The 25,931-nt window shown below is 72.2% G+C and carries 25 protein-coding genes; 11 read left to right on the top strand and 14 right to left on the bottom strand.

Annotated features, from left to right (window positions below; translation table 11 throughout):
- The first annotated feature begins 64 nt into the window (after positions 1-64).
- Complete coding sequence (locus ACFWJX_RS28105) at positions 65-796, top strand: bifunctional DNA primase/polymerase (protein ID WP_383248568.1); 732 nt, start codon at positions 65-67, stop codon at positions 794-796.
- 15 nt (positions 797-811) lie between these two features.
- On the opposite strand, the gene ACFWJX_RS28100 is transcribed toward ACFWJX_RS28105, so the two are convergent.
- From ACFWJX_RS28100 to ACFWJX_RS28075, 6 genes are all read right to left on the bottom strand, one after another.
- Positions 812-1,822, bottom strand: a complete 1,011-nt coding sequence (locus ACFWJX_RS28100; protein ID WP_383248566.1) for a hypothetical protein — start codon at positions 1,820-1,822, stop codon at positions 812-814.
- Positions 1,770-2,654 carry an iron uptake transporter permease EfeU gene (gene efeU, locus ACFWJX_RS28095; RefSeq protein WP_383248564.1) on the bottom strand — a complete coding sequence of 295 codons (885 nt, stop codon included), beginning with the start codon at positions 2,652-2,654 and terminating at the stop codon, positions 1,770-1,772. Before efeU ends, ACFWJX_RS28100 begins: the two co-directional genes overlap by 53 nt.
- 3 nt (positions 2,655-2,657) lie before the next feature.
- Positions 2,658-3,911, bottom strand: coding sequence for an iron uptake transporter deferrochelatase/peroxidase subunit (efeB, locus tag ACFWJX_RS28090; RefSeq protein ID WP_383248562.1), 1,254 nt, complete (start codon positions 3,909-3,911; stop codon positions 2,658-2,660).
- A gap of 15 nt (positions 3,912-3,926) precedes the next feature.
- Complete coding sequence (gene efeO / locus ACFWJX_RS28085) at positions 3,927-5,069, bottom strand: iron uptake system protein EfeO (protein ID WP_383248560.1); 1,143 nt, start codon at positions 5,067-5,069, stop codon at positions 3,927-3,929.
- Positions 5,070-5,278: 209 nt separating this feature from the next.
- Complete coding sequence (locus ACFWJX_RS28080; protein WP_383248558.1) at positions 5,279-6,097, bottom strand: heme ABC transporter ATP-binding protein; 819 nt, start codon at positions 6,095-6,097, stop codon at positions 5,279-5,281.
- Between the two features lie 42 nt (positions 6,098-6,139).
- On the bottom strand, positions 6,140-7,234 hold the full coding sequence (locus ACFWJX_RS28075; protein WP_383248556.1) for a FecCD family ABC transporter permease: 1,095 nt from the start codon (positions 7,232-7,234) through the stop codon (positions 6,140-6,142).
- 83 nt (positions 7,235-7,317) lie between these two features.
- On the opposite strand from ACFWJX_RS28075, the gene ACFWJX_RS28070 reads away from it, so the two are divergent.
- Both ACFWJX_RS28070 and ACFWJX_RS28065 read left to right on the top strand, forming a co-directional pair.
- The gene (locus ACFWJX_RS28070) at positions 7,318-7,962 is read left to right on the top strand and encodes a PhzF family phenazine biosynthesis protein (RefSeq protein WP_383248554.1); all 645 of its coding nucleotides are present in this window, start codon (positions 7,318-7,320) and stop codon (positions 7,960-7,962) included.
- A 114-nt stretch (positions 7,963-8,076) separates the two neighbouring features.
- Entirely contained in the window at positions 8,077-8,289 is a 213-nt protein-coding gene (locus tag ACFWJX_RS28065) for a hypothetical protein (protein ID WP_383248552.1), read from the top strand.
- 65 nt (positions 8,290-8,354) lie between these two features.
- On the opposite strand, the gene ACFWJX_RS28060 is transcribed toward ACFWJX_RS28065, so the two are convergent.
- The gene (locus ACFWJX_RS28060; protein WP_383248550.1) at positions 8,355-9,002 is read right to left on the bottom strand and encodes a heme oxygenase (biliverdin-producing); all 648 of its coding nucleotides are present in this window, start codon (positions 9,000-9,002) and stop codon (positions 8,355-8,357) included.
- Between the two features lie 174 nt (positions 9,003-9,176).
- Positions 9,177-10,034 (bottom strand): type I methionyl aminopeptidase, encoded by an 858-nt coding sequence (map, locus tag ACFWJX_RS28055; RefSeq protein WP_383248548.1) that lies wholly within the window; start codon positions 10,032-10,034, stop codon positions 9,177-9,179.
- A 58-nt stretch (positions 10,035-10,092) separates the two neighbouring features.
- Here map and ACFWJX_RS28050 point away from each other — a divergent pair, with 58 nt between their 5' ends.
- Positions 10,093-10,326 (top strand): hypothetical protein, encoded by a 234-nt coding sequence (locus ACFWJX_RS28050; protein WP_383248546.1) that lies wholly within the window; start codon positions 10,093-10,095, stop codon positions 10,324-10,326.
- A gap of 96 nt (positions 10,327-10,422) precedes the next feature.
- Here the strand turns inward: ACFWJX_RS28050 and ACFWJX_RS28045 are convergent, their stop codons facing one another.
- A complete protein-coding gene (locus ACFWJX_RS28045) occupies positions 10,423-11,022 on the bottom strand; it encodes a hypothetical protein (RefSeq protein ID WP_383248544.1) in 600 nt (199 codons plus the stop codon).
- A 133-nt stretch (positions 11,023-11,155) separates the two neighbouring features.
- Here ACFWJX_RS28045 and npdG point away from each other — a divergent pair, with 133 nt between their 5' ends.
- Positions 11,156-11,872 (top strand): NADPH-dependent F420 reductase, encoded by a 717-nt coding sequence (gene npdG, locus ACFWJX_RS28040; protein ID WP_383248542.1) that lies wholly within the window; start codon positions 11,156-11,158, stop codon positions 11,870-11,872.
- A 60-nt stretch (positions 11,873-11,932) separates the two neighbouring features.
- On the top strand, positions 11,933-12,112 hold the full coding sequence (locus ACFWJX_RS28035) for a hypothetical protein (RefSeq protein ID WP_383248540.1): 180 nt from the start codon (positions 11,933-11,935) through the stop codon (positions 12,110-12,112).
- On the opposite strand, the gene ACFWJX_RS28030 is transcribed toward ACFWJX_RS28035, so the two are convergent.
- Positions 12,102-12,902 (bottom strand): site-2 protease family protein, encoded by an 801-nt coding sequence (locus tag ACFWJX_RS28030; protein WP_383248538.1) that lies wholly within the window; start codon positions 12,900-12,902, stop codon positions 12,102-12,104. The two genes, ACFWJX_RS28035 and ACFWJX_RS28030, sit on opposite strands and share 11 nt — an antisense overlap.
- A 203-nt stretch (positions 12,903-13,105) precedes the next feature.
- Here ACFWJX_RS28030 and ACFWJX_RS28025 point away from each other — a divergent pair, with 203 nt between their 5' ends.
- Entirely contained in the window at positions 13,106-16,405 is a 3,300-nt protein-coding gene (locus tag ACFWJX_RS28025) for a BTAD domain-containing putative transcriptional regulator (protein WP_383248536.1), read from the top strand.
- A 9-nt stretch (positions 16,406-16,414) separates the two neighbouring features.
- On the opposite strand, the gene ACFWJX_RS28020 is transcribed toward ACFWJX_RS28025, so the two are convergent.
- The 3 genes from ACFWJX_RS28020 to panB all read right to left on the bottom strand — a co-directional run bounded on the left by ACFWJX_RS28020 (position 16,415) and on the right by panB (position 19,415).
- Complete coding sequence (locus ACFWJX_RS28020; protein ID WP_383248534.1) at positions 16,415-17,245, bottom strand: ABC transporter permease; 831 nt, start codon at positions 17,243-17,245, stop codon at positions 16,415-16,417.
- Entirely contained in the window at positions 17,242-18,270 is a 1,029-nt protein-coding gene (locus tag ACFWJX_RS28015) for an ATP-binding cassette domain-containing protein (RefSeq protein WP_383248532.1), read from the bottom strand. Before ACFWJX_RS28015 ends, ACFWJX_RS28020 begins: the two co-directional genes overlap by 4 nt.
- A gap of 278 nt (positions 18,271-18,548) precedes the next feature.
- The gene (gene panB / locus ACFWJX_RS28010; RefSeq protein ID WP_383248530.1) at positions 18,549-19,415 is read right to left on the bottom strand and encodes a 3-methyl-2-oxobutanoate hydroxymethyltransferase; all 867 of its coding nucleotides are present in this window, start codon (positions 19,413-19,415) and stop codon (positions 18,549-18,551) included.
- Positions 19,416-19,582: 167 nt separating this feature from the next.
- Here panB and ACFWJX_RS28005 point away from each other — a divergent pair, with 167 nt between their 5' ends.
- The 4 genes from ACFWJX_RS28005 (at position 19,583) to ACFWJX_RS27990 (ending at position 24,484) form a co-directional block, all read left to right on the top strand.
- Positions 19,583-21,175 carry an MFS transporter gene (locus tag ACFWJX_RS28005; RefSeq protein WP_383248528.1) on the top strand — a complete coding sequence of 531 codons (1,593 nt, stop codon included), beginning with the start codon at positions 19,583-19,585 and terminating at the stop codon, positions 21,173-21,175.
- Positions 21,176-21,257: 82 nt separating this feature from the next.
- The gene (locus ACFWJX_RS28000; RefSeq protein ID WP_383248526.1) at positions 21,258-21,974 is read left to right on the top strand and encodes a TetR/AcrR family transcriptional regulator; all 717 of its coding nucleotides are present in this window, start codon (positions 21,258-21,260) and stop codon (positions 21,972-21,974) included.
- A 147-nt stretch (positions 21,975-22,121) separates the two neighbouring features.
- On the top strand, positions 22,122-23,180 hold the full coding sequence (locus ACFWJX_RS27995) for an endonuclease/exonuclease/phosphatase family protein (RefSeq protein WP_383248524.1): 1,059 nt from the start codon (positions 22,122-22,124) through the stop codon (positions 23,178-23,180).
- Between the two features lie 86 nt (positions 23,181-23,266).
- Entirely contained in the window at positions 23,267-24,484 is a 1,218-nt protein-coding gene (locus ACFWJX_RS27990) for an MFS transporter (protein ID WP_383248522.1), read from the top strand.
- A 292-nt stretch (positions 24,485-24,776) separates the two neighbouring features.
- Here the strand turns inward: ACFWJX_RS27990 and ACFWJX_RS27985 are convergent, their stop codons facing one another.
- On the bottom strand, positions 24,777-25,847 hold the full coding sequence (locus tag ACFWJX_RS27985; RefSeq protein ID WP_383248520.1) for a DUF6215 domain-containing protein: 1,071 nt from the start codon (positions 25,845-25,847) through the stop codon (positions 24,777-24,779).
- Positions 25,848-25,931: the final 84 nt, after the last annotated feature.

Below are 25,931 nucleotides of genomic sequence, written 5' to 3'. Positions count from 1 at the left end.
CCGATGCGCCAGATGGTGGGACCATAGGGCATGCTGTCCGCACCACAGCGAGGCGAGGGGATAGATGAGCGCGGAGTTCGGCGGCCGGACCGGCAAGCAGGGCAAAATCTCCCAGTGGCTGCGGGGCCGCCGCCCCAAGGAAGCCGCCGACGACGGCGGCCGTGAAGCCCTGCTCCTCGCCGCCGCCGGAGCGGGACTGCCCCTCGCGCCCGCCGCCCACCCGGTCTCCGGCTACCGCTGCTCCTGCGACCGCGTCGGCTGCCCGACGCCCGGCCGGCACCCGCTCTCCTTCGCCTGGCACACGCAGTCCACGACCGACCGCGCCCAGATCGAGCGCTGGGCCCGGCACCAGCCGCAGGCCAACTTCATCACCGCGACCGGCACCACCCACGACGTCCTCGACGTACCCCTGGACGCCGGCCGCGAGGCCCTGGAGCGGCTGCTCGGCGCCGGCATCGAGGTCGGCCCGGTCGCCGAGAGCGACGACGGGCGCATGCTGTTCTTCACCCTCACCCGGGGCACCCCCGAGGACGAGGACGAGTGGTGGCCCTGCCAGCTGGACTGTCACCCCGAGACGATGGACGAGCACCCAGGCCTGCGCTGGCACTGCCGGGGCTCCTACGTCCTGGTCCCCCCGGCCCGCCTCCCCGGCGACGACGGCCAGGCCATGCACTGGCTCCGAGGCCCCGAACACCCCCTGCCGGACCCCTTGACCCTCCTGGAGTCCCTGACGGACGCCTGCGCCAAGTACGTGGGCGAGGACCAGGCGACGGCGACCTGGCCCACCCGCCACTGAGCGGGGGCAGCGCCCCTACTCCCCCTTCGCCGCCGTGAGCCCTTCCAGCCGGCTCGTCATCGACACCTTGCCCGCGCCGGAGGCGGCCGGCACCACGGCCATCTCGTTGGCGACGAACTCCATCGTCAAGGACTGCTTGATCTCCCCGGTGGTCAACGCCCGGACGTTCCGGTTGGGCGTCGGCACCGCCGCGCCCGCCGCCGCCGTCTGCTTCACGTAGTGGTGCGTGGCGAAGAACACCACGGCTCCGCCGTCCGCCGTGCGCAGCGCCAGCGGCGCGAAGTCGCCGTCTCTCAGCGGCTCGTCGATGTACTGCGTGGCCAGTCCCGGCTTGCTGGCGTTCTTCGCGCGCGTGGCGCGCAGCTCACTGGTGTAGGCACCGTCGGCGAACGTGTCCCCGCCGTCCTTGAGGTACGTCGTGTAGTCGGCGCTCAGGCCGGCGGGCGAGCGCGTCAGTCCGGCGGTGTCGACCGGTACGGCCTCGGCCCAGCCGTCCTTGTCCTTGGGGAACTCCGGCAGCGCGCCCGGCGCCACCAGCGTGAGGTACGCCGCCTGCCACGGCTCGGACAGGCCGCCGCGGGTGAACACCAGCACCCAGCGCGCGTCGCCGCCCTTGTTGGCCTGCGCGTCGGCGACGAACCAGCGGGGCCAGCCGGGCTTCTTGGGGATGGTGTAGTTGACGTCGGTCAGCGTCAGCGGCGTGTGCTGCGGGTTGCCGTCCGGGTTGTTGACGCGGCCCGCCTTCAGCCGTGCCGCGTCGATCGCGCCGAGCGCCCCGGTGGTGTACTCGGCGTCGAGGGAGGGGTCGTACGCGGCGTCCGCCTTGTTGTAGGCGGTCGTGAACTGCTCGACCGCCTTGGCGGCTTCGGCCTTCGTGGCAGTGGGGAGCACCTCGCGCTCCCCGTGCACCACGACACATCCGCTCGCCGTCAGTGTGACGGCGGTGAGCGAGACGGCGATCAGTGCGTCACGGTCACGTCCGCGGCGCCGCGGACGGCCGGTCGTCAGGCTGCGTTCCCTGGTCATCAGGTGCGTTCACCCTCCCCTTCCCGGAGGCGAACCCTACCGGGGCGAGGAACAGCGCGAGTGTCGGGACCAGGTAGAGCAGCCACACCGTGACCTGGACGACGGTCGGATCCGGCTGGAAGTTGAACACGCCCTTCAGCAGCGTGCCGTACCAGCTGTCGGGCGGGATCGTGCCGCTGATGTCGAAGGCCTTGTCCGTCAGACCCGGTACCCAGTCGGCCTCCTGGAGGTCGTGGACGCCGTACGCCAGCACGCCCGCCGCGACGACGACGAGCATGCCGCCCGTCCAGGTGAAGAACTTCGCCAGGTTGATCCGCAGGGCGCCGCGGTAGAACAGCCAGCCCAGGAGGATCGCCGTGGCCAGGCCGAGGGCCACGCCGATCAGCGGGCGCGGGGTGCCGTCACCGGCCGCGTGCACCGACGCCCACACGAACAGGGCCGTCTCCAGGCCCTCCCGGCCCACCGCGAGGAACGCGGTGGCGACCAGCGCGCCGGTGCCCATGGCGAGGGCGGCGTCCAGCCTGCCGTGCAGCTCGGACCTCAGATGCCGGGCGGTGCGCCGCATCCAGAACACCATCCACGTCACCAGGACGACGGCCAGGATCGACAGGGAGCCGCCGAGCGCCTCCTGCGCCTCGAACGTCAGCTCCTGGGAGCCGAATTCGAGGGCGGAGCCGAAGCCCAGCGCGAGCAGCACCGCGACGGCGATGCCCGCCCACACCGGCTTCAGGGCGTCGCGGCGGTCGGTCTTGACCAGGTAGGCGATGAGGATGCAGACGACGAGACTGGCCTCCAGGCCCTCGCGCAGTCCGATCAGGTAGTTGGAGAACACGGGCTAGGCCTCCTTGGCCAACAGGGTGCGGCCCCACCAGTCGTCCGCGTCCCGGACGCCGGGCGGGATCGCGAAGACGGCCGAACCCACGTGCTGGATGTACTCGTTGAGCGCGTCGGTCGCGAGGTTGCGCTGTACGGGGATGAACCCCTCGCGCACGTCGCGCTGGTAGGCGAGGAAGAACAGGCCCGCGTCCAGCCGGCCCAGACCGTCGGTGCCGTCGGTGAAGGAGTAGCCGCGGCGCAGGAGCGTCGCCCCGTGGTTGGAGTCGGGGTGCGCGAGCCGTACGTGCGCGTCGGGCTTCATGGCCTTCAGGAACGGCTCGTCGCGCTCCTTGGCCTTGCCGACCGGGGCGCCCTCGCCCTTGTCGCGGCCGAAGATGTCCTCCTGCTCCTGGAGCGAGGTGCGGTCCCAGGTCTCGATGTGCATGCGGATGCGGCGGGCCACGAGGTAGGAGCCGCCCGTCATCCAGGCGGGACCGTCCTTCTCGCCGACCCAGACGAACTTCTCCAGCCGGTCCGTCTCGGTGCCCGCGATGTTGCGGGTGCCGTCCTTGAAGCCCATCAGGTTGCGCGGGGTCTGCGCGTCGGGCGTCGTGGAGGAGGTCTTGCCGAAGCCGAGCTGCGACCAGCGGATGACGGTCCTGCCCATGCCGATCCGGGCCAGGTTGCGGATCGCGTGCACCGCGACCTGCGGGTCGTCCGCGCAGGCCTGCACGCACAGGTCGCCGCCGCTGCGGTTCGCGTCCAGGTTGTCCCCGGCGAACTTCGGCAGGTCCACCAGCGCCTCGGGCCGCTGCCCGGCGAGCCCGAACTTCGTGAACAGGGACGGCCCGAAGCCGATCGTCAGCGTCAGCCGGGACGGCTTGAGGCCCAGCGCCTCGCCGGTGTCGTCCGGCGGCGCCTCGGCGAGCCCGCCGTACGCGCCCTCACCCACCGGCCGGCCGGCTGTCAACCGCCGGGCGGCTTCCGTCCAGTCCTTCAGCAGCTCGACGAACTCGGCCCGGTCGGTGGTCGTCACGTCGAAGGCGGCGAAGTGCAGCCGGTCCTGGACGGGCGTGGCGATGCCCGCCTGGCGGGCGCCGTGGAAGGGGATCGCGCCGCCCGCCCCGGCACCGGCCGGGTCGACGTCGTTGCCGGTGCGGGTCATCGCCGCCGCGCCGCCGGCCGCGGCGGCGCCGAGCGCGAGGCCCGCACCGCCCCAGCCGATCAGCGCCCGCCGGCTGGGCGCGGGCGGGGTGCTGTCGGTGTCCGTCATGTCGGTGGCCCTCCGTTACTTGGCCACGGCGGCGGCGAGCTTGGAGAGCGGCTCCGCGAGCGCGTTCACCGCGTCCGACAGCTCCTTGCGGTCGGCGGCGCCGACCTTGTCGTACGAGGTGAACTCGTAGGAGGCCGTGTTCGGGCGGTACTTGTCGAGCAGTGTGTTCAGCGCGGTGAACTGCTTGTCCAGCTCGGTGACCAGCGCCGGGTCGTTCTCCCTGGCGACCGGCTCCAGCAGGTCGAAGGCCTTCTCGGCGCCCTCGACGTTGGCCTTGAAGTCGACCAGGTCGGTGTGCGAGTAGCGCTCCTCCTCGCCGGTGACCTTGCCGGTGGCGACCTCGTCGAGGAGTTCCTTGGCGCCGTTGGCCATGGAGGTCGGGCTGATCTCGGCCTTGCCGACCCGCTTCTGCCAGTCGGTCAGGTCGGTGACGAGCTGGTCGGCGAGGGTCTTCTCCTCGGCGGTGATCTTCTTGTCCTGCCAGAGGGCCTTCTCCAGGCGGTGCCAGCCGGTGAACTTCTGCCCGTCCTCCAGACCGTCCTCACGGACGTCGACCTTCGGGTCGATGTCGCCGAAGGACTCCGCGACCGGCTCCGTGCGCTCCCAGCCGATGCGGGAGGGCGCGTACGCCTTCTTCGCGGCTTCCAGATCTCCCGCCTCGACCGCCTTCACGAAGGCCTCGACCTTGGGCAGGGTCTCGTCGGCCTGCTGCTGCGAGTAGGCCCGGTAGGCGGCCACGGCCTTGTCGAGGCGCGGGTCGCGCGCGGCGGTCGCACCGCCGCCGGTGACCTTGAGGTCCTGGCGGATGCCGTCGCCCTTCATGCCCGGCTTGCAGGCGATCAGGTAGCTACCGGCCTTCACTTCCGCGGTGACCCGCTGCTTGGTGCCGGGGCCTATGTTCTCCCGCTCGGTCACCACCCGGTCGTCGGGGAAGAGCAGGTAGACCTCGGTGACCTTGGAGCCCTTGTTCTCGATGGCGAGTTCGACGTGTCCGGCCGAGATCTCCTCGGTGGTGGTCTCGCACTTGTCGTCGGTCGCGGTCACGCCGATCACCCGGTCGCCGGCGCCGGCGTCGCTCTTCTCGGTGCAGCCCGTGACGGCGGTCAGGGCCGCGACGGCTGCGGCGGCGGTGGCGACGGAGAGTCTGGCGGCGCGCATGAAGGCTCCCAGCGTGGCTGAAAAATTACGTGACGGGGTTCACAAGTCTCAGTGAGGCTTGCCTAACTTATCCAAGGCTTACCTGCGCGATACCCCCTCGGACCGTGATTCACCTCTCATGGACACCGTAAGAGCACGACCCGATCACGGTGGCTCAAAACGGACCCCATGGTCCGGTCAAGCCCACCCACAGGGAGGACAAAGGGAGTTCAAAGGCCGCGGCGCGGGGTCACCAGGACCGCGCCCGTCCGGGGATGGGGCAGCACCTCGACCGGCTGGTCGTAGACCTCCGACAGCAGCCCCTCGGTGAACACCTCGGCGGGCGGGCCGTCCGCCGCGACCCGGCCGGCCCGCAGGATCGCGACCCGGTGCGCGTAGGCGGCCGCGAGCCCGAGGTCGTGCAGTACGACCACCACCGCGTCGCCCGCCGCCGCCCGCGCCCGGCACAGCCGCAGCACCAACTCCTGGTGTCTGAGGTCCAGGGCGGCGGTCGGCTCGTCGAGCAGCAGCAGGGGGGCGCCCTGGGCGAGGACGCGGGCGAGCGCGACGCGGGCCCGCTCGCCGCCGCTCAGCGCGGAGAACGGGCGGGCGGCGAAGGCGGTCACCTCGGTCGCGGCCATCGCCCCGGCCACCGCCAGGTCGTCCTCGGCGGGGGAGGAGGCGTGCGGTGCCCGGCCCATCCGCACCACGTCCGCCACGGCGAACGGGAAGGACAGCGCCGCCGCCTGCGGCAGCACCGCCCGGCGCAGGGCCAGTTCGGGCGCCGTCCACTCCCCGACCGGCCGGCCGTGGATCCGTACGGCGCCCTCGGCGGCCGGCAGATCGGCGGCGAGCGCGCCCAACAGGGTCGACTTGCCCGCCCCGTTGGGGCCGACGAGGGCCAGCACCTCCCCGGCCCGGACGGCCACGTCCACGCCCCGCAGCACCTCCCGGCCGCCGAGCCGTACGTGCAGGGAGCCGGCCTCGGCGACCAGGTCGCCGGGGGCGGCGGGAGCGGGCGGGGCCGGGCGGGGGCGCAGGAGTCTCATACGGGTTCCTTGAGTGGGTTCGGGACGGCCGCGGTACGGGTCTCAGGCCCAACCGCCCTGCCTGCGCCGCGTCCTGCGCAGCAGCCAGAAGAAGAACGGGCTGCCGAGCAGCGCCGTCAGGACCCCGAGGGGGAGTTCGGCCGGGACCGCGACCGTGCGGGACGCCAGATCGGCGGCGAGCAGCACCAGCGCGCCGAGCAGGGCGCTGCCCGGCACCAGGAACCGGTGCCCTGGACCGGCGGCCATCCGCAGCAGGTGCGGCACGACCAGGCCGACGAAGCCGATGATGCCGGACACGCTCACCGCGGCCGCGGTCAGCAGCGCGATGACGAGGATCAGCACGGTCCGCAGCCGTTCCACCTCCACGCCCAGGTGGCGGGCGGGCCGTTCGCCCAGCGCCAGCAGGTCGAGACGGCGCGAGTACAGGGGCGCGAGAGCCAGCCCGGTCGCCGCGCACGGCAGCACCGCGAGCACCTTCGGCCAGGTCGCCTGGGAGAGCGAGCCGAGTTGCCAGAAGGTGATCTGCTGGATCGCCGCGGTGTCCGCGAAGAACAGGAACAGCCCGATCAGCGCCCCCGCGAAGGCGTTCACGGCGATGCCGGTGAGGATCAGCGTCACCACTTCCGTACGGCCCCCGGAGCGTGACAGCACGTACACCAGCAGGACGGTGACGAGGCCGGCGGCGAAGGCGAACGCCGACACCGTCCAGGTGCCGAGGAAGTTCACCCCGAACGCGATCGCGGCGACCGCGCCGACGGCAGCGCCGGAGGAGATCCCGATGACGCCGGGCTCCGCGAGGGGGTTGCCGAACACGCCCTGCATCAGCGCGCCCGCGCAGCCGAGCGAGGCCCCGACGAGCAGTGCGAGCACGATCCGCGGGAACCGCACGTTCCACAGCACCGACTCGGCGACCCGGTCCAACCCGGTGCCGCCCAGCCCGAGCCGGTGCTGCACGGACGACAGCACATCGGTGACGGGCACCGGATAGGCCCCGAGCCCGGCGGCGACCGGCACGAGTACGAGCAGCCCGAGGACGAGCCCGGCCGTCAACAGCCAGGCGGTGCCGCGCTTCTTGAGGGGGCCGACGGCGACCGCTGCCTCTGCGGCGGGCTCGGCGCGCTTGTCCAGGACGGTCATGCCGGAAGCTTAGGTTAGCCTTACCTTCGCCCGCCACCCGGTCAGGGGGGCGGCGCGGCCCGTGCCAGTGCTTCAATTCCCCGGTGACTGATTACGACGTGCTCCGCGTGTTCTGCGCACCGAACGGCGGATACGGCAACGAACTCGGCGTCGTCCGCGAGGGATCGGTGCTGCCCGACCGCGACGACCGGCAGACCCTCGCGGCGAAGCTCGGCTTCAGCGAGACCGTGTTCGTGGACGACCCCGAGCGCGGGGTCGTCGACATCTACACGCCCACCCTGCGGCTGCCGTTCGCCGGACACCCCTGCGTGGGCACGGCGTGGCTGCTCGACGTACCCGAACTCGTCACCCCCGCCGGGGTGGTGGGCGCCCGCCTGGACGGCGAGTTCAGCTGGATCGAGGCACGGGCCGAATGGGTCCCGCCGCGCACGCTGCGTCAGTACGCGTCCGCCGCCGAGGTCGACGACCTGCCCGTGCCGCCGCCCGGCGAGTGGATCTACGCCTGGGCCTGGGAGGACGAGCCGGCGGGACGCGTCCGGGCGCGGGGCTTCCCCGGCCGCGACGACGGCGTCGACGAGGACGAGGCGACCGGCGCGGCGGCCCTGCTCCTCACCGACCTGCTCGGCCGGGCCCTGAACGTCACCCAGGGGGCGGGATCCCAGATCCTCACCGCCCCGCAGCCGTACGGCTGGGTCGAGATCGGCGGCCGGGTCCTCCTGGAGCGCTGACCCGGCGTGGCATCGGTGGTCAGGCGCACCCCCGTACGGGTGGAGCCGCGTGTGCGGGAGGCGGCGAACGGGGACCTCTGGGCGTGATCACTCAGTCACGTTGAGAGGAGCACCATGCGCATCCGTTCTGCCCTGGCCGCCGTCGTCCTGGGCGCCGCCCTCACCGCCGCGGGCGCCACCAGCGCCGGCGCGGCCGACCGTCACTTCGAGGACGGCGACGACAAGGTCGTCTGCAGCCCGTACTTCGGAGGGATCGAGACGGTCACCAGCAAGCTCGTCTGGGGCGGGGCCCAGTGCTCGGAGTACGCCGTCGGCCACGAGAACTGACGCGGCTCCGGGCCCGCCCCCTCACGGTCGAGGGGGCGGGCCCGGCCCGGGCGTGTGGGGGAGGGTCAAGCCGAGAGCGGGAACTCCTCGCCCAGCGCCCGGAACACGCCCGTGTTCAGGGCGAACGCCTTCTTGCACTCCGCCACGATGCGCTGCTTCTCCAGGTCGTCCGCGCGCACCGCGTCCAGCAGCTCCCGGTACTCCCGCTTGAAGGCGGCCGGGTTGCCGACCTCCTCGAAGACGTAGAAGCGGACGCCGTCGCCCTTCTTCTCGAAGCCCCACGCCTTCTCGGCCCGGTCGCGGATGATCTGCCCGCCGGAGAGATCGCCGAGGTAGCGCGTGTAGTGGTGGGCGATGTACCCGCCCGGCCAGGACTCCGCGCACTCGCGCACCCGCTCCGCGTACGCCCGCGTCGCCGGCAGTGCGGACAGCCCCGCCCGCCAGCCGGCACCCCGCAGATGCGCCAGGTCCCGCTCCAGCGCGCTGAGCCGGAACAGTGCCGGCCGTATGAACGGCCCCGCCACCGGGTCCGACGCCAGCCGCCCGGCCCCGGCCTCCAGTGCCTCGTACACGAACCACAGTTGCTCGGTGTAGCGCGCGTACGCGTCGACGCCGAGCCGGCCGCCGAGCAGGTCGCTCATGAACGTGGAGGTCTCCGCCTCCACGTGCTGCTCGTGGGAGGCGGTCCGGATGACTGTCGAGAAGGAGTCCATGACCCGAGTTTCTCTGGTTAGGGTTACCTAAGTCAATGTCTTGCCGACTTGCTGTCGGTAACTTTTCCGACAGCGCGTCGGTAAAAACCTACCCGGACGGCAGAAAGCCCGCCCTCCGGGAAAGGGAGAGCGGGCTGAACGCGGGAACCCGGGGAAACGGGCGGGAGGGACGGCTCAGGGCAGCGTGAGGATCTCCGCGCCGGTGTCCGTCACCACCAGTGTGTGCTCGAACTGGGCCGTCCGCCTGCGGTCCTTCGTCACGACCGTCCAGCCGTCGTCCCACATGTCGTACTCGTGCGTCCCGAGCGTCAGCATCGGCTCGATCGTGAACGTCATGCCGGGCCGGATCACGGTCGTCGCGTGCGGGCTGTCGTAGTGCGGGATGATCAGCCCCGAGTGGAACGACGAGTTGATGCCGTGCCCCGTGAAGTCCCGCACCACGCCGTACCCGAACCGCTTGGCGTACGACTCGATGACCCGGCCGATGATGTTGATCTGCCGCCCCGGCCGGACCGCCTTGATCGCACGTTCCAGCGACTCCCGGGTCCGCTCCACCAGCAGCCGGCTCTCCTCGTCGACGTCCCCCACCAGGTACGTCGCGTTGTTGTCGCCGTGCACCCCGCCGATGTACGCCGTCACGTCCAGGTTGACGATGTCGCCGTCCCGCAGCACCGTCGAGTCCGGGATGCCGTGGCAGATCACCTCGTTGACGGACGTGCACAGGGACTTGGGGAAACCGCGGTAGCCCAGCGTCGAGGGGTAGGCGCCGTGGTCGCACATGTACTCGTGCGCCACCCTGTCCAGCTCGTCGGTGGTGACGCCCGGCGCGATCAGCTTCGCCGCCTCCGCCATGGCCCGCGCGGCGATCCGCCCGGCGGTGCGCATCGCCTCGATCGTCGCGGGCGTCTGCACCTCCGGCCCGGTGTACGGGGTCGGCGCGGGCTTGCCGACGTACTCGGGACGGCGGATGTTTCCGGGCACGGAACGGATGGGGGACAGCTCCCCGGGCGCGAGCAGCGACTGGCCAGACATGCCAGCGAGTCTAACCAGCGGCCATGGGGGAACATGACGGTGGCGAGAGGAGCTGGTCATGGCCCTGTTCAAGAAGCGCACGGTCGGCAAGCCGGGCGAGTGGTACTACTGCCTGGAACACAAGAAGGTCGAGGAAGGGCCCGAGTGCCCGGCCAAGGACCGTTTCGGCCCCTACACCACCCGAGCCGAGGCCGAGCACGCCATGCAGACGGCCCGCGAGCGCAACCTCCAGTGGGAGAACGACCCCAAGTGGCACGACGCTCCGGCGGGCGCCACCGAGGACGACGACTGATCAGTCTTCCCCCCCACGGGCGCGGCGGCACGCTTCCCCGGGCCGCCGCACCGCGTGTGCGTCGGTCCGCGCGGCCGGACCGATGACCGCACCCCCTCACCAAGGGGCCGGCGGCGGTGCCGTCAGGGATTCCGCCAGCCTCGACAACCTGTCGCGCAGCCGGCGGCGTCCCCTCGGGGAGGGCACCGCCTGCTCGCCCGCCGCCGCGCTCACCAGGTGCTGAACCGTGTCCAGGTCCAGCTCCGAGCCGTCCGGCACGGCCAGCGTCTCGTGGGCCAGGCCCGTCAGCTCCCCCTCGCCCGGACCGAGGGCCAGCACGGTCACCCCCGCCCGCCGCGCGTCCGACACCCGCTGCAGCAGGGGCGCGTCCCCCTCCGGCGTCACCACCAGCAGGGTCTCGCCCCGCCGGGCCGCCTCGATCCGGCCGAGGCCCACCGCGAGATGCGCCGGGTCCGACGGACGGGCGCCGTGCCGTACGAGCGTGGGGGCCAGCTCCGGCGTACCGGACCAGGCGGCCTCGTCCACCAGATGGGCGGCCAGATGCCACGGTTCGTACGCCGCGGTGCCCACCAGCAGCAGCCCGCCCCCGTGCGACACCACCGACCCCCGCAGCACCCCGGCGAACCGGCGGGTGGCCCCGAGCCACTCCGTCCCGGCGAGCACTTCCCGCAGCAGCGCGACCCGTACGGCGTCCATGCGACCGCATCCTGCCCCAATCGGGCGCCCGGGGACCGGCGTTCGCCGCCGATTCCCCCGACCTGGGGACCCGCCCGGCGGCCGTGACGGCCGTCACCCGATGGGGCTGCCCCCGCGCACGTAAGGTCGGCCCATGACCTCTACCGACAGTGCACACAACGCTCCCGCGAAGGCCCCCGCCAAGGACCCGTGGGACCTTCCCGATGTCTCCGGGCTGGTCGTCGGCGTCCTCGGCGGGACCGGACCGCAGGGCAAGGGCCTCGCCTACCGCCTCGCCAAGGCCGGCCAGAAGGTGATCATCGGCTCGCGTGCCGCCGACCGCGCGCAGGCCGCCGCCGAGGAACTCGGGCACGGTGTCGAGGGTGCCGACAACGCCGAGACCGCCCGCCGCAGCGACATCGTGATCGTCGCCGTGCCGTGGGACGGCCACGGCAAGACGCTGGAGTCGCTGCGCGAGGAACTGGCGGGCAAGCTCGTCGTCGACTGCGTCAACCCGCTCGGCTTCGACAAGCAGGGCGCCTACGCGCTCAAGCCGGAGGAGGGCAGCGCCGCCGAACAGGCCGCCGCCCTGCTGCCCGACTCGCGTGTCACCGCCGCGTTCCACCACCTCTCGGCGGTCCTCCTCCAGGATCCGGAGATCGACGAGATCGACACCGATGTGATGGTGCTGGGCGAGCAGCGTGCCGACGTGGAGATCGTGCAGGCCCTGGCCGGCCGCATCCCCGGCATGCGGGGCGTCTTCGCCGGACGGCTGCGCAACGCCCACCAGGTCGAGTCCCTGGTCGCCAACCTGATCTCCGTCAACCGCCGCTACAAGGCACACGCCGGGCTCCGCGTCACCGACGTCTGAGCGGATGGGGGACACTGGATGCCGACGTCAGCAGTGTCCCCCGACAGGAGAACCGCCCCCATGCCCCGCCTCGCCGTCTACGCCCTGATCGTCTGCCTCCTCGCCGTCGCCGCGGCGGTCGTGTCCTTCGTCCAGGGCAGCTTCCTGGGCGTCGTGTGGGTGCTGCTGGCGGGCCTGTCGTCCAACATGACCTGGTACTACTTCAAGCGCGAGAAGATCCGCCGGTCCGTCACGAGTTGATCGAGCAGATGTCCGGCGTGTCCTGCCAGAAGCGGTACAGCGTCTCACCGCAGTAGGTCTCGAGGTCACCGATGCCGAGACCGCTCAGCGCCGAGTCGACCACGTCGAAGAACGCCCCGTTGACCGTCGGCACCCACAGCAGCGCGAACACGAACAGCAGTCCGAACGGCGCGAACGGCTCGACCTGCCGCTTCACGTCGTACGACAGCCAGGGCTCGATGATGCCGTAGCCGTCCAGGCCGGGCACCGGCAGGAAGTTCAGGATCGCCGCCGTGACCTGGAGGAGGGCGAGGAACGCGAGGGCGAACCGGAAGTCGGCCGGCACGCCGTCCAGCGCGTCCAGCCAGAACGGGGCGGTGCACACGACGGCGAACAGCACGTTCGTCAGCGGGCCCGCCGCCGAGATCAGGCTGTGCCGCCAGCGCCCCTGGATCCGGCCGCGCTCGATGAAGACGGCGCCGCCCGGCAGGCCGATCCCGCCCATGATCACGAACAGCACCGGCAGCACGATGCTCAGCAGCGCGTGCGTGTACTTGAGGGGATTCAGCGTCAGGTACCCCTTGGCGCCGACCGAGATGTCGCCGCTGTGCAGGGCGGTGCGCGCGTGCGCGTACTCGTGCAGGCAGAGGGAGACGATCCAGGCGCCGGTCACGAACAGGAACACGGCCAGACCGGGCTGCTCGGCGAAGCCGGTCCAGGTGGCCCAGCCCGTGACCGCCGTGACGGCCAGTATCCCGAGGAAGACGGGGCTGATCCGCCGGTCGCTGTGGCGGGAGAGGGCGGTGGTCATCAGCGGATGCTCCTGGGGTGCGGTGTCGGGACCGGGTGTCCGGCTGCCCGACCGTACCGGGCGCAAGGGGAAAACGTCTCGCGGCCGGTCATCGGTTCCTGGGAGAGCGGGGCAATCCCTCCATGGGCGGCCGTCCGGCCGCCGTTCCTGCCACGCCGCCCCCGCCCGGAACCCTGTGACCCTTCCCGCTCCCACCGGAGAGAATGGACCCCGTGCGCTATCGCATCCTCGGCACCACCCAGGCACTCCGGACCGACGGCACCGCCGTCGCCGTCGGCGGGGCGCGGCTGCGCGCGCTGCTGACCGTGCTGGCGCTGCGGGCCGGGCGGACCGTGCCCGTGGACCTGCTGGTGGAGGAGGTCTGGGCCGGTGACCCGCCCGCAGACGCGCCCGCCGCGCTGCAGGCACTGGTCGGCCGGCTGCGCCGGACCGTCGGCGCCGACGCCATCGCCTCCGCGGACGGCGGCTACCGGCTCACCGCCCCGCCCGACGCCGTCGACCTGCACCGGTTCGAGCGGCTGACCGCCGACGGCCTGGGCGCGCTCACCGACGGCGACCCCGCCGAGGCGGCCGTCCTCCTCGACGACGCCCTCGCCCTGTGGCAGGGCCCGGCCCTCGCCGACCTGCCCGACCGCACCGCCGAGGCGGCCCGCCGGGAGGCCCGCCGCCTGGACGCCGTACGCGCCCGGCACACCGCCGCCCTCGCCCTCGGCCACGCCGGGCAGTCCCTGCCCGAGCTGACCGCCCTGTGCGACGCCCACCCCCTGGACGAGCCCCTCCAGGCCCTGCGCCTGCGCGCCCTGCGCGACGCGGGCCGCACCGCCGAGGCCCTGGCCGCCTACGAGTCCGTACGGCGCCTGCTCGCGGACCGCCTCGGCTCGGACCCCGGCCCCGAACTCCGCGCCCTCCACACGGAACTCCTCAGCCCCGCGGAACCCCCGCCCGCGCCGGCCCGCCCCAACGCCCCGGCCCCCGTTCGCCCCACCCGGCCCCCCGGCAACCTCCGCGCCCGGCTCACCTCCTTCGTCGGGCGGGAAGGGGACATCGAGGCCATCCACGGGGACCTGGCCGGCGCCCGGCTGGTCACGCTGCTCGGGCCCGGTGGCGCCGGGAAGACACGGCTGTCGCAGGAGGCCGCCGAGAGCGCGGGGGACGTCGCCCGGGACGGGGCGTGGCTGGCCGAGCTGGCGCCGGTCGCCGACCCGGACGCCGTACCGCAGGCCGTCCTGACCGCCGTCGGGGCACGCGAGACCGTGCTCTACGGTGCCGGCGCGGAGGAGATGCGGGCGGCGGTCGCCGAGCGGCTCGACGACCCCGTGGAGCGCCTCGTCGAGCACTGCGCCCGCCGCCGGATGCTGATCGTCCTCGACAACTGCGAGCACGTCGTCGAGGGCGCCGCGCGCCTGGTCGAGGAGCTGCTCAAGCGCTGCCCGGAGCTGACGGTCCTCGCCACCAGCCGCGAACCCCTCGGCGTACCGGGCGAGTTGCTGCGGCCCGTGGAGCCGCTGCCCGAACCGGCCGCGCTGCGGCTGCTCGCCGAGCGCGGAGCGGCCGCCCGCCCCGGCTTCCGCGTCGACGGCGACCCCGAGGCCTGCGCCGAGATCTGCCGCCGCCTGGACGGCCTGCCGCTCGCCATCGAACTGGCCGCCGCCCGCCTGCGCATGCTCACCCCCCGCCAGATCGCCGACCGGCTCGACGACCGCTTCCGGCTGCTGACCTCCGGCAGTCGTACCGTCCTGCCCCGCCAGCAGACCCTGCGGGCCGTCGTCGACTGGTCCTGGGACCTGCTCGACGAGGACGAACGCGAGGTCCTGCGCCATCTGTCGGTCTTCGCCCGCGGCTGCGACCTCGCCGCCGCCGAGGCCGTGTGCGGTCCGGCCGCCCTCGACGCGCTCGGCTCCCTCGTCGACAAGTCCCTCGTCGTGGCCGCCCCCGCCCCCGGCGGCGCCATGCGCTACCGGCTCCTGGAGACCGTCGCCGAGTACGCCGCCGCCCGCCTCGACGAGTCCGGCGACCGCCCCCGGGCCGAGCGCGCGCACCTGACGTACTACCGCGAACTCGCCCGCACCACCGAGCCGTTGCTGCGCGGCCGAGGGCAGCGGGCCGCCATCGACCGGCTCCAGCTCGAGTACGAGAACCTGCGTACCGCACTGCGCCGCGCCGTCGCCGAGCGCGACGAGCAGGAGGCGCTCTGCCTCGTCCACTCGCTCGTCACGTACTGGCAGATGCGCGACCTGCGCATCGAGGCCCGCAGCTGGTGCAGCGAGGTGATGTCCCTCGGCCCCGACCCCTTCGCCGAGCCCGTACGCCCCGCCGCCCCCGTGTGGAAACCCTGCACCGACGCCCCGCCGCCGATGACCGGCGAGGTCCTCGCGGAGGCCCGGCGGGGCGTCCACCTCGCCCATCTCGCCTGCATGGACACCGAGTTGGACGCCTGGCAGACCCCGGCCGCCCAGGCCAAGCTGCGGGCGATCGCCGACACCTACAGCCCCGGCCTCCCGCAGACCTGCCGCACCCCCGGCCTGCTCTGGTTCTACGCCGTCATGCTCACCGGCGACATGGAACGCATCCGCGTCATCATCGACGCCAACATCCGCACCGCCCGAGAGACCCCCGGCTACGAGTGGGAGCTGGCCGGCTGCCTCCAGATGCGCGCCAACCTGCTGGCCAACCGCTCCGACTGGGCGGGCGACGCGACCCGCGACGCCGACGAGTCCCTGGAGATCTTCCGCCGTCTCGACGACGCCTGGGGCACCGCCGAGGCACTCTCGGCGCGCGCCGAGGCCCATGAACGGATGGGCGCCTACGGCAGGGCCGCGGCCGACTACGAGGCCGCCATGGTGTACGCCGAACGGCTCGACGCCCGCAGCCAGTCGGCGGTTCTGGAGGCCCGGCTCGGCGGCGCACTCCTGGAGGCCGGCGAGGCGGAGCGCGGCGAACGCATGCTGCGCGATGTCATCGACCGCGTCGACGGCGCCGTCAACGAGGCCCTGCCGGCCGCCCGGCTCTTCCTCTGCGGCCATCTCGCCATGACCGGCCGCGCCACCGAGGGACGCGAGCAGCTGCGGATGCTGCGCGAGGAGTTCGGCCTCGCGCACTTCGTCGTCTTCGACGCGATGATCCTGGGCGCGGAGGCCTGGCTGGACGCGGTCGAGGAGCGGTACGAGGAGGCGCTGGCGGCGATCCGCGAAGCCCTGCGACAGGCCCACGACCCGCTGTCCACGGCCATCGCCCCGCACCTGCGCTCCTTCTACCTGACCATCGCCGCCATCGCCCTCAGCGGGACCGACACCGGAGACGGCGCCCGCGCCGGGGCCGCCGCCCGCTGCCTGGGCGCCGCCGACGCCCACCTCCCGCCCCGGCACATCGCGCCGCGTTTGGAGGCCGAGAGCCGGGAGCGGGCCAGGGCCGGGGCCCGCGCCGCGCTCGGCGAGGAGGCGTACACCGCCGCATACGCCGAGGGCGGCGGCCTCTCCTACGAGGAGGCCGCCGCCCTGGTGTGACGCACCCGGTCAGCTCTTGGTGCGGAACTTGTGGATCGAGATCGGCGCCATCACCGCGGTGAGCCCCACCGACCAGGCCAGCGTCACCCACAGACCGTGCGCGACCGGACCGCCGATCATCAGCCCGCGGGCCGCGTCCGCGAGAGCCGACAGCGGGTTGAACTCGGTGAAGTTGCGCAGCCAGCCCGGCATCGAGGCGGTCGGCGCGAAGATCGACGAGCCGAACTGGAGCGGCATCAGCACCAGGAAGCCCATCGCCTGCACGGACTGTGCGTTCTTCATCGTCACGCCGAGCGTGAGGAACACCCACATCAGCGCGAACCCGAACGCCGCGGACAGCCCCACGGAGGCCAGCAGACCGGGCCAGCTGGTGATGTCGAAGCCGACCAGCACCGCGACGATCACCAGGACCACCGTCGCGAACAGCATCCGCATCAGCTCGACCGCGATCTTCGCGAACAGCACCGAGCCGCGCCCGATCGGCAGCGACCGGAAGCGGTCCATGACACCGGAGTTGAAGTCCTGGTTGAACCCGGTGCCCACGCCCTGCGCCATGTTCATCCCCGTCATGGCCAGCAGACCGGGCACGACGTACTGGACGTACGCCTCCTGACCGCCGCCCAGCGACTGGCCGATGGAGCCGCCGAAGACGTACACGAACAGCAGGGTGAAGACGACCGGGAACAGGATCGCGTCGAACATCGACTCCGGGTCCTGCCGGATCCACAACAGGTTGCGGCGCACCAGCGCGCCGGTGTGCCGCAGGTGGGCCCGCAGCGAGATCGGCGCGTCGGCGCCCTGGAGGTCGGCCGGCGTGAGAGTGGCGGTGGCGGCGCTCATACGGCGACCTCCTCGAGGGTGTTGTCGGCGGGGACGGTGCCCTGCGGCGCACCGGCACGGTGGCCGGTGAGGGACAGGAACACCTCGTCCAGGCTGGGCAGTTCGGTGGTGATGGAGGAGAGCGTGATACCGCGCGCGGTGACGGCGCCGACCACGGCGGTGAGCTGCTCGTCGCTCAGCACCGGCACCAGCACCGAACCGCGCTCGGTGTCCACGACGGTGTTGGCGAGGCCGGTGATGCCCAGCTCGTCCAGCGCGTGGGCCAGCGGGCGCAGGTGCACCGGGTCGGCCGGGCGCACCCGCAGGGTCCGTCCGCCCACGCGGGCCTTCAGCTCCTCGATGCCGCCCGTGGCGATGACCTTGCCCTTGTCGACGACGGTCAGCTCGGAGGCCAGCTGCTCGGCCTCCTCCATGTACTGGGTGGTCAGCAGGACGGTCACTCCCTCGCCGACCATCGACTTCACCTCGTCCCACACCTCGTTGCGGGTGCGGGGGTCGAGGCCGGTGGTCGGCTCGTCGAGGAAGAGGACGGCGGGCCGGCCGATCATGGACGCGGCGAGGTCGAGTCGTCGTCGCATACCGCCGGAGTACGTCCCCACCGGACGCCGGGCGGCCTCGGTGAGCGAGAACCGCTCCAGCAGTGCGTCCGCGCGGGCCCTGGACTCCTTGCGGGGCAGGTCGAGCAGCCGGCCGATGATGTACAGGTTCTCCCAGCCGGCGAGCTTCTCGTCGACGGAGGCGTACTGGCCGGTGAGGCCGATGACGCGGCGGAGCTGGCGGGGCTGGCGTACGACGTCGTAGCCGACGACGGTCGCCCGGCCGGCGTCGGGAGCGATGAGCGTGGACAGGATCCGCACGAGGGTGGTCTTACCGGCGCCGTTCGGGCCGAGCACCCCCATGACGGTGCCCTCCCGCACGTCGAGGTCGACCCCGTCCAGTGCCTTGGTCTCCCCGTAGTGCTTGACCAGCCCCCGCACGGTGACGGCGCGGGACGCGCCGTTGGGGTTGTTGTCGATGCGTGTCATGTCACTGACGGTGCCACCCCCCACCGACAGACGACCTACACCCGACCGACAGCCGCCGACATCCCGCCGACAGGGCCGGGCCCAAGGGGATGAAAAGAGCCAGTCAGGTAATTCAGCCCGTCCGGGGGTCCCCCCTCTGGGGAGTTCGAGGACGCAGGCGTCTGGGGGGCGGCAGCCCCCAGGTTCGGGTCGGGAAGGGGCGGCGGGGGCGGGAAACGCAAAGGGGCAGCCCGCCGACTGGGGGATGGTCGGCGGGCTGCCGTCGTACCGAGATGGCTCTAGTGGACCGAGTGCTCGTCCTGAGGGAACGTTCCGCCGACGACGTCCTCCGCGAACGCCTTCGCCGCGTCGCCCATGACCTGTCGAAGATTCGCGTACTGCTTCACGAACTTGGGCATCCGCCCCCCGGTCAGCCCCATCATGTCCGTCCAGACCAGGACCTGCGCGTCCGTCTCCGCCCCGGCCCCGATCCCGACGGTGGGGATGTGCAGCACCCGCGTCACCTCGGCCGCCAGCTCCGCCGGCACCAGCTCAAGGACGACCGCGAACGCCCCCGCGTCCTGGACGGCCTTCGCGTCCCGCAGCAACTGCGCGGCAGCCTCCTCGCCACGCCCCTGCACGCGGTACCCCATGGCGTTCACGGACTGCGGGGTGAGCCCGATGTGGGCCATGACCGGGATGCCGGACTCGACGAGCAGCTCGATCTGCCGGTGCGACCGCTCGCCGCCCTCCAGCTTCACGGCCCCCACCCCGGCCTCCTTGACCAGCCGGGTCGCGCTGCGCAGCGCCTGCACGGGACCTTCCTGGTAGGACCCGAAGGGCAGGTCGCCGACGATGAGGGCACGCTGGGTGCCGCGCACGACGGCCGCCGAGAGCATGGTCATCTCGTCGAGGGTGACCGGCACGGTGGTCTCGTACCCGAGGTGGCAGTTGCCCGCCGAGTCACCGACGAGCATCACGGGGATCCCGGCCTCGTCGAAGACGGACGCGGTCATCGCGTCGTACGCGGTGAGCATGGGCCACTTCTCGCCCCGCTCCTTGGCGGCGGCGATGTCGCGGACGGTGATACGGCGTGTGCCCTTTCCTCCGTACAGCGCCTTGCTGCCGTCGGAGGACTTCGTCTGGGCAGCCGAAAGCTGCGTCATTGCAACGGCTCCTTCGTCATCTCGAGGCGCCCTCACGGCGTCCCCGGACCACATCCATGGTGGCACTTCGTGCCAGGGAGGGCCAGAGCACCCCCTGTGGGTAAAACCTCAGTAAGAGAATTCGATACGAGACGGTCTCGTATCGCAATGGGCCTACGCTCGAAGGCATGACCACTCCCGCCGTTCCCGCGACCCCCCGCATACCGGAAGCCGTGCATCGGCGTCGCTGGGCGATCCTCGGCGTGCTGATGCTGAGCCTGCTGATCGTGGTGCTCGACAACTCGATCCTGAACGTCGCCGTCAAGACCATCTCCACCCCGGCCCCCGTCGGCCTCGGCGCCACCCAGAGCGAGCTGGAGTGGGCCATCAACTCCTACACGCTCGTCTTCGCGGGCCTGCTGTTCTCCGCCGGACTGCTGGGCGACCGGCTGGGCCGCAAGAAGGTCCTGCTCGGCGGCCTCGCGGTCTTCGGCATCGGCTCCGCGCTCGCCGCCGAGTCCGGCTCACCCACCCAGCTCATCGCGTTCCGCGCGCTGATGGCCCTCGGCGCCGCGTTCGTGATGCCCGCGACCCTCGCCGTCCTGATGAACGTCTTCGAGCGCGAGGAGCAGCCCAAGGCGATCGGCATCTGGGCCGGCGGCGTCGGCCTGGCCATCGCCATCGGGCCCATCACCGGCGGCCTGCTCCTCGACCACTTCTGGTGGGGCTCGGTCTTCCTCGTCAACGTGCCGATCGTGATCACCGCCATCGTGCTGATGGTGTGGCTGGTGCCGGACTCGCGCGACCCCGCCCCCGGCAGGACCGACCCCATCGGCGTCGTCCTGTCCGTCGTCGGCCTGGTCCTGCTCGTCTACGGCATCATCAAGGGCGGCGAGCTGGCCGACTTCACCGATCCGACCGTGCTGGCGACGATCGGCGGGGGACTGGTGGTCCTCGCCGCGTTCGTGGTGTTCGAGAAGCGCAGCGACCATCCGTCCGTCGACGTCGGCCACTTCCGGAACAAGGTCTTCTCGGCCGCGATCGGCGTCATCGCGCTGGTCTTCTTCGCGCTGATGGGCGTGACCTTCTTCTCCGTCTTCTACACCCAGAGCGTGCGCGGCTACTCGCCGCTCCAGACCGGCCTGCTGATGCTGCCGCTGGCCGTCGCCCAGCTGGTCTTCGCGCCGCGCGCCCGGCTGGTCGTGGACCGCTTCGGCAACAAGGCCACGACCACGGGCGGCATGCTCGTCATCGCGGCGACGCTGGTCGCGTTCGCCACGCTGGACGAGGACACGCCGATCTGGCTGCTGGAGGTCGTCTTCTTCTTCATGGGCGCCGGAATGGCCCACATCATGACCCCGACCAGTGTCGTCATCATGCAGGCGCTGCCCCGCGAGAAGGCCGGCTCCGCGTCCGCGCTCAGCAACACCTTCCGCCAGGTCGGCGGCGCGCTCGGCATCGCCGTACTCGGCTCCGTGCTGTCGGCGGCGTACCGCACCGGCATCGAGGACAAGCTCGGCGCGGTACCGGCCGGGCTGCGCCACACGGCGGGGGAGTCGATCGAGGCGACGCTCGGTGTCGCGGCGAAGCTCGGCCCGCGCGGCGAGTCCCTCGTCGGCCCGGCCAACGACGCGTTCCTGCACGCCATGCACGTCACCGCACTGTGCGGGGCCGGTGTCGCCCTCGTCGGCGCGGTGGTCGTGGCCCTGTTCCTGCCGGGCCGGCCGAAGGAGCCCGAGGAGGCGGCGAAGGACGGCGAGTTGGTGCGCACCGACTCGTAGACCCGAGGCGGCCGGCACGGGGCGCCGCCGCCCCCGGCAGCCCCGCGGGCGAGAATGCCCCGAGTACGACGAAAGGACGGCCGTGACCTCTGCCGACAGTGGGACCGCCGCCGAGCGGCCCGCGCAGCCCGTCCGGGGGCGGCCCCGCAGCGAGGCCGTGGAACAGGCCATCGTCGAGGGGACGATGAGGCTGCTGGAGGAGGGGGTGCCGCTGGGTGAGCTGTCCATCGAGCGGATCGCCCGCACCGCCGGGGTCGGCAAGGCGGCCATCTACCGCCGCTGGAAGGGCAAGGAGGAACTGTTCGTCGACGTCCTGCGCACCGCCGAGCCGGACGACCCCGAACTCCCCGGCACCTCCATGCGCGACGACCTCGTGGCGCTGCTGGAGTGGCAGCGCCGGCGCGGACTGGCCAGCCGCTCCTCGGCGATCCTGCGCGCGGCGCACGCCCAGATGAAGAGCAGCCCCAAGATCTGGGAGGCGTACCACAACACGGTCATCGCACCCCGGCGGAAACTGGGCATCGAGGTCCTGCGACGCGGCGAGCGCGACGGTGAACTCCGCGCCGGCCTCGACATCTCGCTGGTCAACGACCTGTTCATGGGCCCGATGCTGGTCCGCGCCGTCCTGCGGCCCGACGCCGACCTCCCCGAGGGCCTCGCGGAAACGATCGTGGACACCCTGCTCGACGGTCTACGGCCCACCGGTGCGCAGCCGGTCGGCGGGGCCACCGCCCCACGGTCCGTCAGTTCCCCGGCGGGCCCGCCCGAATGTGCGCGTTCCGTCACAGACCATCCCTGACGGCCTCCGATCGGAACCCCCGGCGGCTGTCCGCTCGTCCTCGTGCCCGTTGGGCCGTCATGGGACGGCGGGATCCGAGCCGATCATCCCCTAGGGTCGTACGCACGGGGGAGAGACGGTATGCACGGCAGGTAGTGAGGCGACGGTATGGCGCAGCAGGCGTATGTGACGGAGACGGACAACGGCGGCTCGGGTCCCGAGCCGCGGAGAGCCCGGCTCCGGAGCCTGCTCGTACGACTGGCCGGACGCCTGTCGGCCGGCTGGCGCGGTGATCCGCGGATCTGGCGCCGCGGCCTCGTCGTCGCCGCGCTCGCTCTGCTGCTCGCGCTGGTGATGCTGCTGCACTCGCGCATCCCCAACCGCTTCGGCAACCTCGGCAGCCTCACGGAGACGTTCCTGCCGTGGCTCGGCGTCTTCATTCCGGTGTTCCTGGTGCTGGCGTTCGTGCGCAGGTCGGCGACCGCGCTGATCGCCCTGCTGCTGCCGGCCGTGGTCTGGCTGAACCTCTTCGGCGGGCTGCTCGGCGACAAGACCGGCAGCGGCGGCGACCTCACCGTCGCCACGCACAACGTCAACGCCGACAACGCCGACCCCTCCGGCACCGCGCAGGAAGTGGCCGCCTCCGGCGCGGACGTCCTGGCCCTGGAGGAGCTGACCGAGACGGCGGCGCCGGTGTACGAGAAGGCGCTGGCGGCGACGTACCGGTACCACTCCGTGCAGGGCACGGTCGGGCTGTGGAGCAAGTACCCGCTGACCGATGTGGCGGCCGTCGACATCAAGCTGGGCTGGGTCCGCGCGATGCGCGCGACCGTGACCACCCCGCAGGGGCCGGTCGGTTTCTACGTCGCCCACCTGCCCTCGGTCCGCGTGAAGCTCCAGGCCGGGTTCACGGCCCATCAGCGCGACAAGAGCGCCGACGCGCTGGGCGAGGCGATCGCCGCCGACCCGCTGAGCCGCAAGATCCTGCTCGGCGACCTCAACGGCACGATGAACGACCGCTCGCTCAACGCCGTCACCTCCCAGATGCGCTCCGCGCAGGGCGCCGCCGGCAGCGGGTTCGGCTTCACCTGGCCGGCGTCGTTCCCGATGGCGCGGATCGACCAGATCATGGTGACGGGTGTGGAGCCGGTCACCTCCTGGACGCTGCCGCAGACGAGCAGCGACCACCTGCCGGTCGCGGCTCGTGTGAAGGTCACCACACCGTAACCTCCCGGAATACCGGGCCGGAGAGTCTTTGTTCCGTAATTGAACATACGATGACGGAACTCTCTCTGAAAGGCACAGGCCCCACCATGCCCTTGGCCCTGCTCGCCCTCGCCGTGGGTGCCTTCGGCATCGGCACCACCGAGTTCGTGATGATGGGCCTGCTGCCCGAAGTCGCCGACGACCTCGACATCTCCATCCCCACCGCCGGACACCTGGTCTCGGCCTACGCGCTCGGCGTCGTCATCGGCGCCCCGCTGCTCGCCGCCGTCACCGCGCGGATGTCCCGCCGTACGGTCCTGATCTCCCTCATGGTGCTGTTCGTCGCGGGCAACGCCGTGTCCGCCTTCGCCCCCGGCTACGACTCGCTCCTGGCCGCCCGCTTCCTCAGCGGCCTCCCGCACGGCGCCTTCTTCGGCGTGGGCGCGGTGGTGGCCACGAACCTGGTCGCGCCGGACCGCAAGGCCCGCTCGGTCTCGCTGATGTTCCTCGGCCTGACGGTCGCCAACATCGCGGGAGTCCCGGTCGCCACGCTCGTCGGCCAGCACCTGGGCTGGCGGGCCACGTTCCTCGGCGTCAGCGTGATCGGGCTGGCGGCGATCGGGGCGCTGGCCCTGCTGATCCCGGCCGACCACACCCACGCCGCCCCCACCAGCGGCCTGCGCGGCGAACTGGTCGCACTCCGCTCCCTCCCGGTCTGGCTGGCGCTCGGCACGACGGTCGCCGGCTTCGGAGCCCTCTTCTCCGCGTACAGCTACGTCACGCCGATGCTGACGGACTCCGCCGGGTACGCCGACTCCAGCGTGACGCTGCTGCTGGCGCTGTTCGGTGTGGGCGCGACGATCGGCAACCTGCTCGGGGGACGTCTGGCGGACGTCGCGATGCGGCGCACGCTGTTCGGGGGCCTGACGTCCCTGGTGGCCGTCCTGGCCCTCTTCCCGCTGCTGATGCGCACGCAGTGGAGCGGGGCCCTGGCGGTGGTCCTCCTCGGCGTCGCGGCCTTCGTCGCGGGCAGCCCGCTCAACCTGATGGTCATGGAGAAGGCGTCCTCGGCCCCCTCCCTGGCGTCCTCCGCCAACCAGGCGGCCTTCAACCTCGCGAACGCCGGCGGCGCCTGGATCGGCGGCCTGGCCCTGACCGCAGGCCTCGGCGTGACGTCCCCGGCGGTGGCGGGGGCGGGGCTCGCGGTGCTCGGACTGGGCGTCGCCGCCGTGGCGGCCGTGGTGGACCGGCGGCGGGAGTCGTCCCGGGCGGGCCACGTGGTCGCCGCTCACACGCCTGAGCGGTCGGGCGTGCTGCATCACTGAGCTTCTCCGAGTCGCCCCCCCGATCAGGTGACGGACCATGAAGCGCAACGAGTGGGGTCCCTCCGGGCTGTTGACCGGGAGCGCGCGATTGGTGGCGCCGGTGTACCTCGCGAGCACGAAAGGCTCATTGAGCCAGAGGGGGGCGCCCCCCGGACCCTCGTGACGCGTGGTCGCCGGGCCTCGTTCGGCTTCTCCGCGCCCGCGCCCGCGTCCTCACCGGGACCGGCCGGGGCCGGCGGCGATACGCCTCAGAGCCTCACATGCCTCGGACGCTTCAGAGGTCTTGGGCGTCTCAGCGGACGCTCCGTTCGGGGATCGTCGGAAGGACCTTCTCGGCGATGCCGAGGAGGACCCCGTCGTCCGGGAGGGCTCCGGACTCGCTCCACACGGTGATGTCGTAGTAGCCGCCCCGGTCCTTGCTGTCGAGCGCCACGGAGAGCGTCCTGGCCAGGGGACCTTGTTGCACCGGCCCGCTGGATCCCTCGCCCCCGAAACCGATCTCGAACTTCATGGTGTGCTCCGAGGAGAGGAGCGCGGGCCGGCCGAGGACCGTGAGCGTCCTGAGGTCCTTCTCGTCCTCGTCACCCGCGATCTTCACCAGATTCACGTACTGGGCGGTCGACAGCCTGTTGTAAGTGGCCGACAGGTTCACGGTGTACGTGTCGAACGTGACCTCGGCCTGGGGCTCCGCGACCTTCCCGTCGGTCAGGGCGGCGGTGTTGCTGGTGCCGGAGGCCGAGGTCGCGATCTCCGCGGGCGTTCCGAGAAGCCGCGCCAGGTCGGCTCGGTTGAGGGCCTCGCACAGCTCGTCACCGGTCACGGGCCGGGGCGTCTTCTCGTAGACCGCCGGCAGCGCCTCGTCCTCCGTGTCCGAACACGATGCCGACGGCGCTGTGTTGTCGTCGTCCGGCAGCACGCGGGGGGCCAGCCACAGCGCGGCCGCGAGTGCTCCGAACACGGCCACGGCCGCGACGGCCTGACCCCACGGGTTGGGCTCCTTCTCCACGGCGGTCGGGCCGGGGGGCGAGCCCGCTCCGGCCGGTGGCGGCACCGGTACCTGTGCCGATGCCGTTCCCGGTGCCGTCAGTACCTGTGCCTGTGCCCAGGCCCGAGTGACGGCGTCGCCCGGTGTCCCGTCCACGGAGGCCGCCGGAGCGGGGTTCCGGCGCGCACGCAGCGCCCGGACCACCACACCGACGCGTACCGCGGTGAACAGGAGGAACACCGCGGCGAGACCGGCCGCGACCAGGTCGTGATCGTGGACGGCGAGGTACGCGATGCGTACGCCGAGGACGGACCCGAGGGCGATGAGCAGGGGCTCACGCACCCAGAAGGGCAGAACACGCAGGAGTAGACCGAGCATCCGGTGATCTCACCAGGTGAAGCGGGTGTTCGCCATGGTGGAAGCCACAATTCCGGGAACCCTCGGGCCCTGCCGAAGCCGCAG

Origin of the sequence: Streptomyces sp. NPDC058335 (genome assembly GCF_042723915.1) — a bacterium.
Lineage (GTDB): Bacteria > Actinomycetota > Actinomycetes > Streptomycetales > Streptomycetaceae > Streptomyces.
This window is presented reverse-complemented; position numbering and strand designations above follow the sequence as displayed.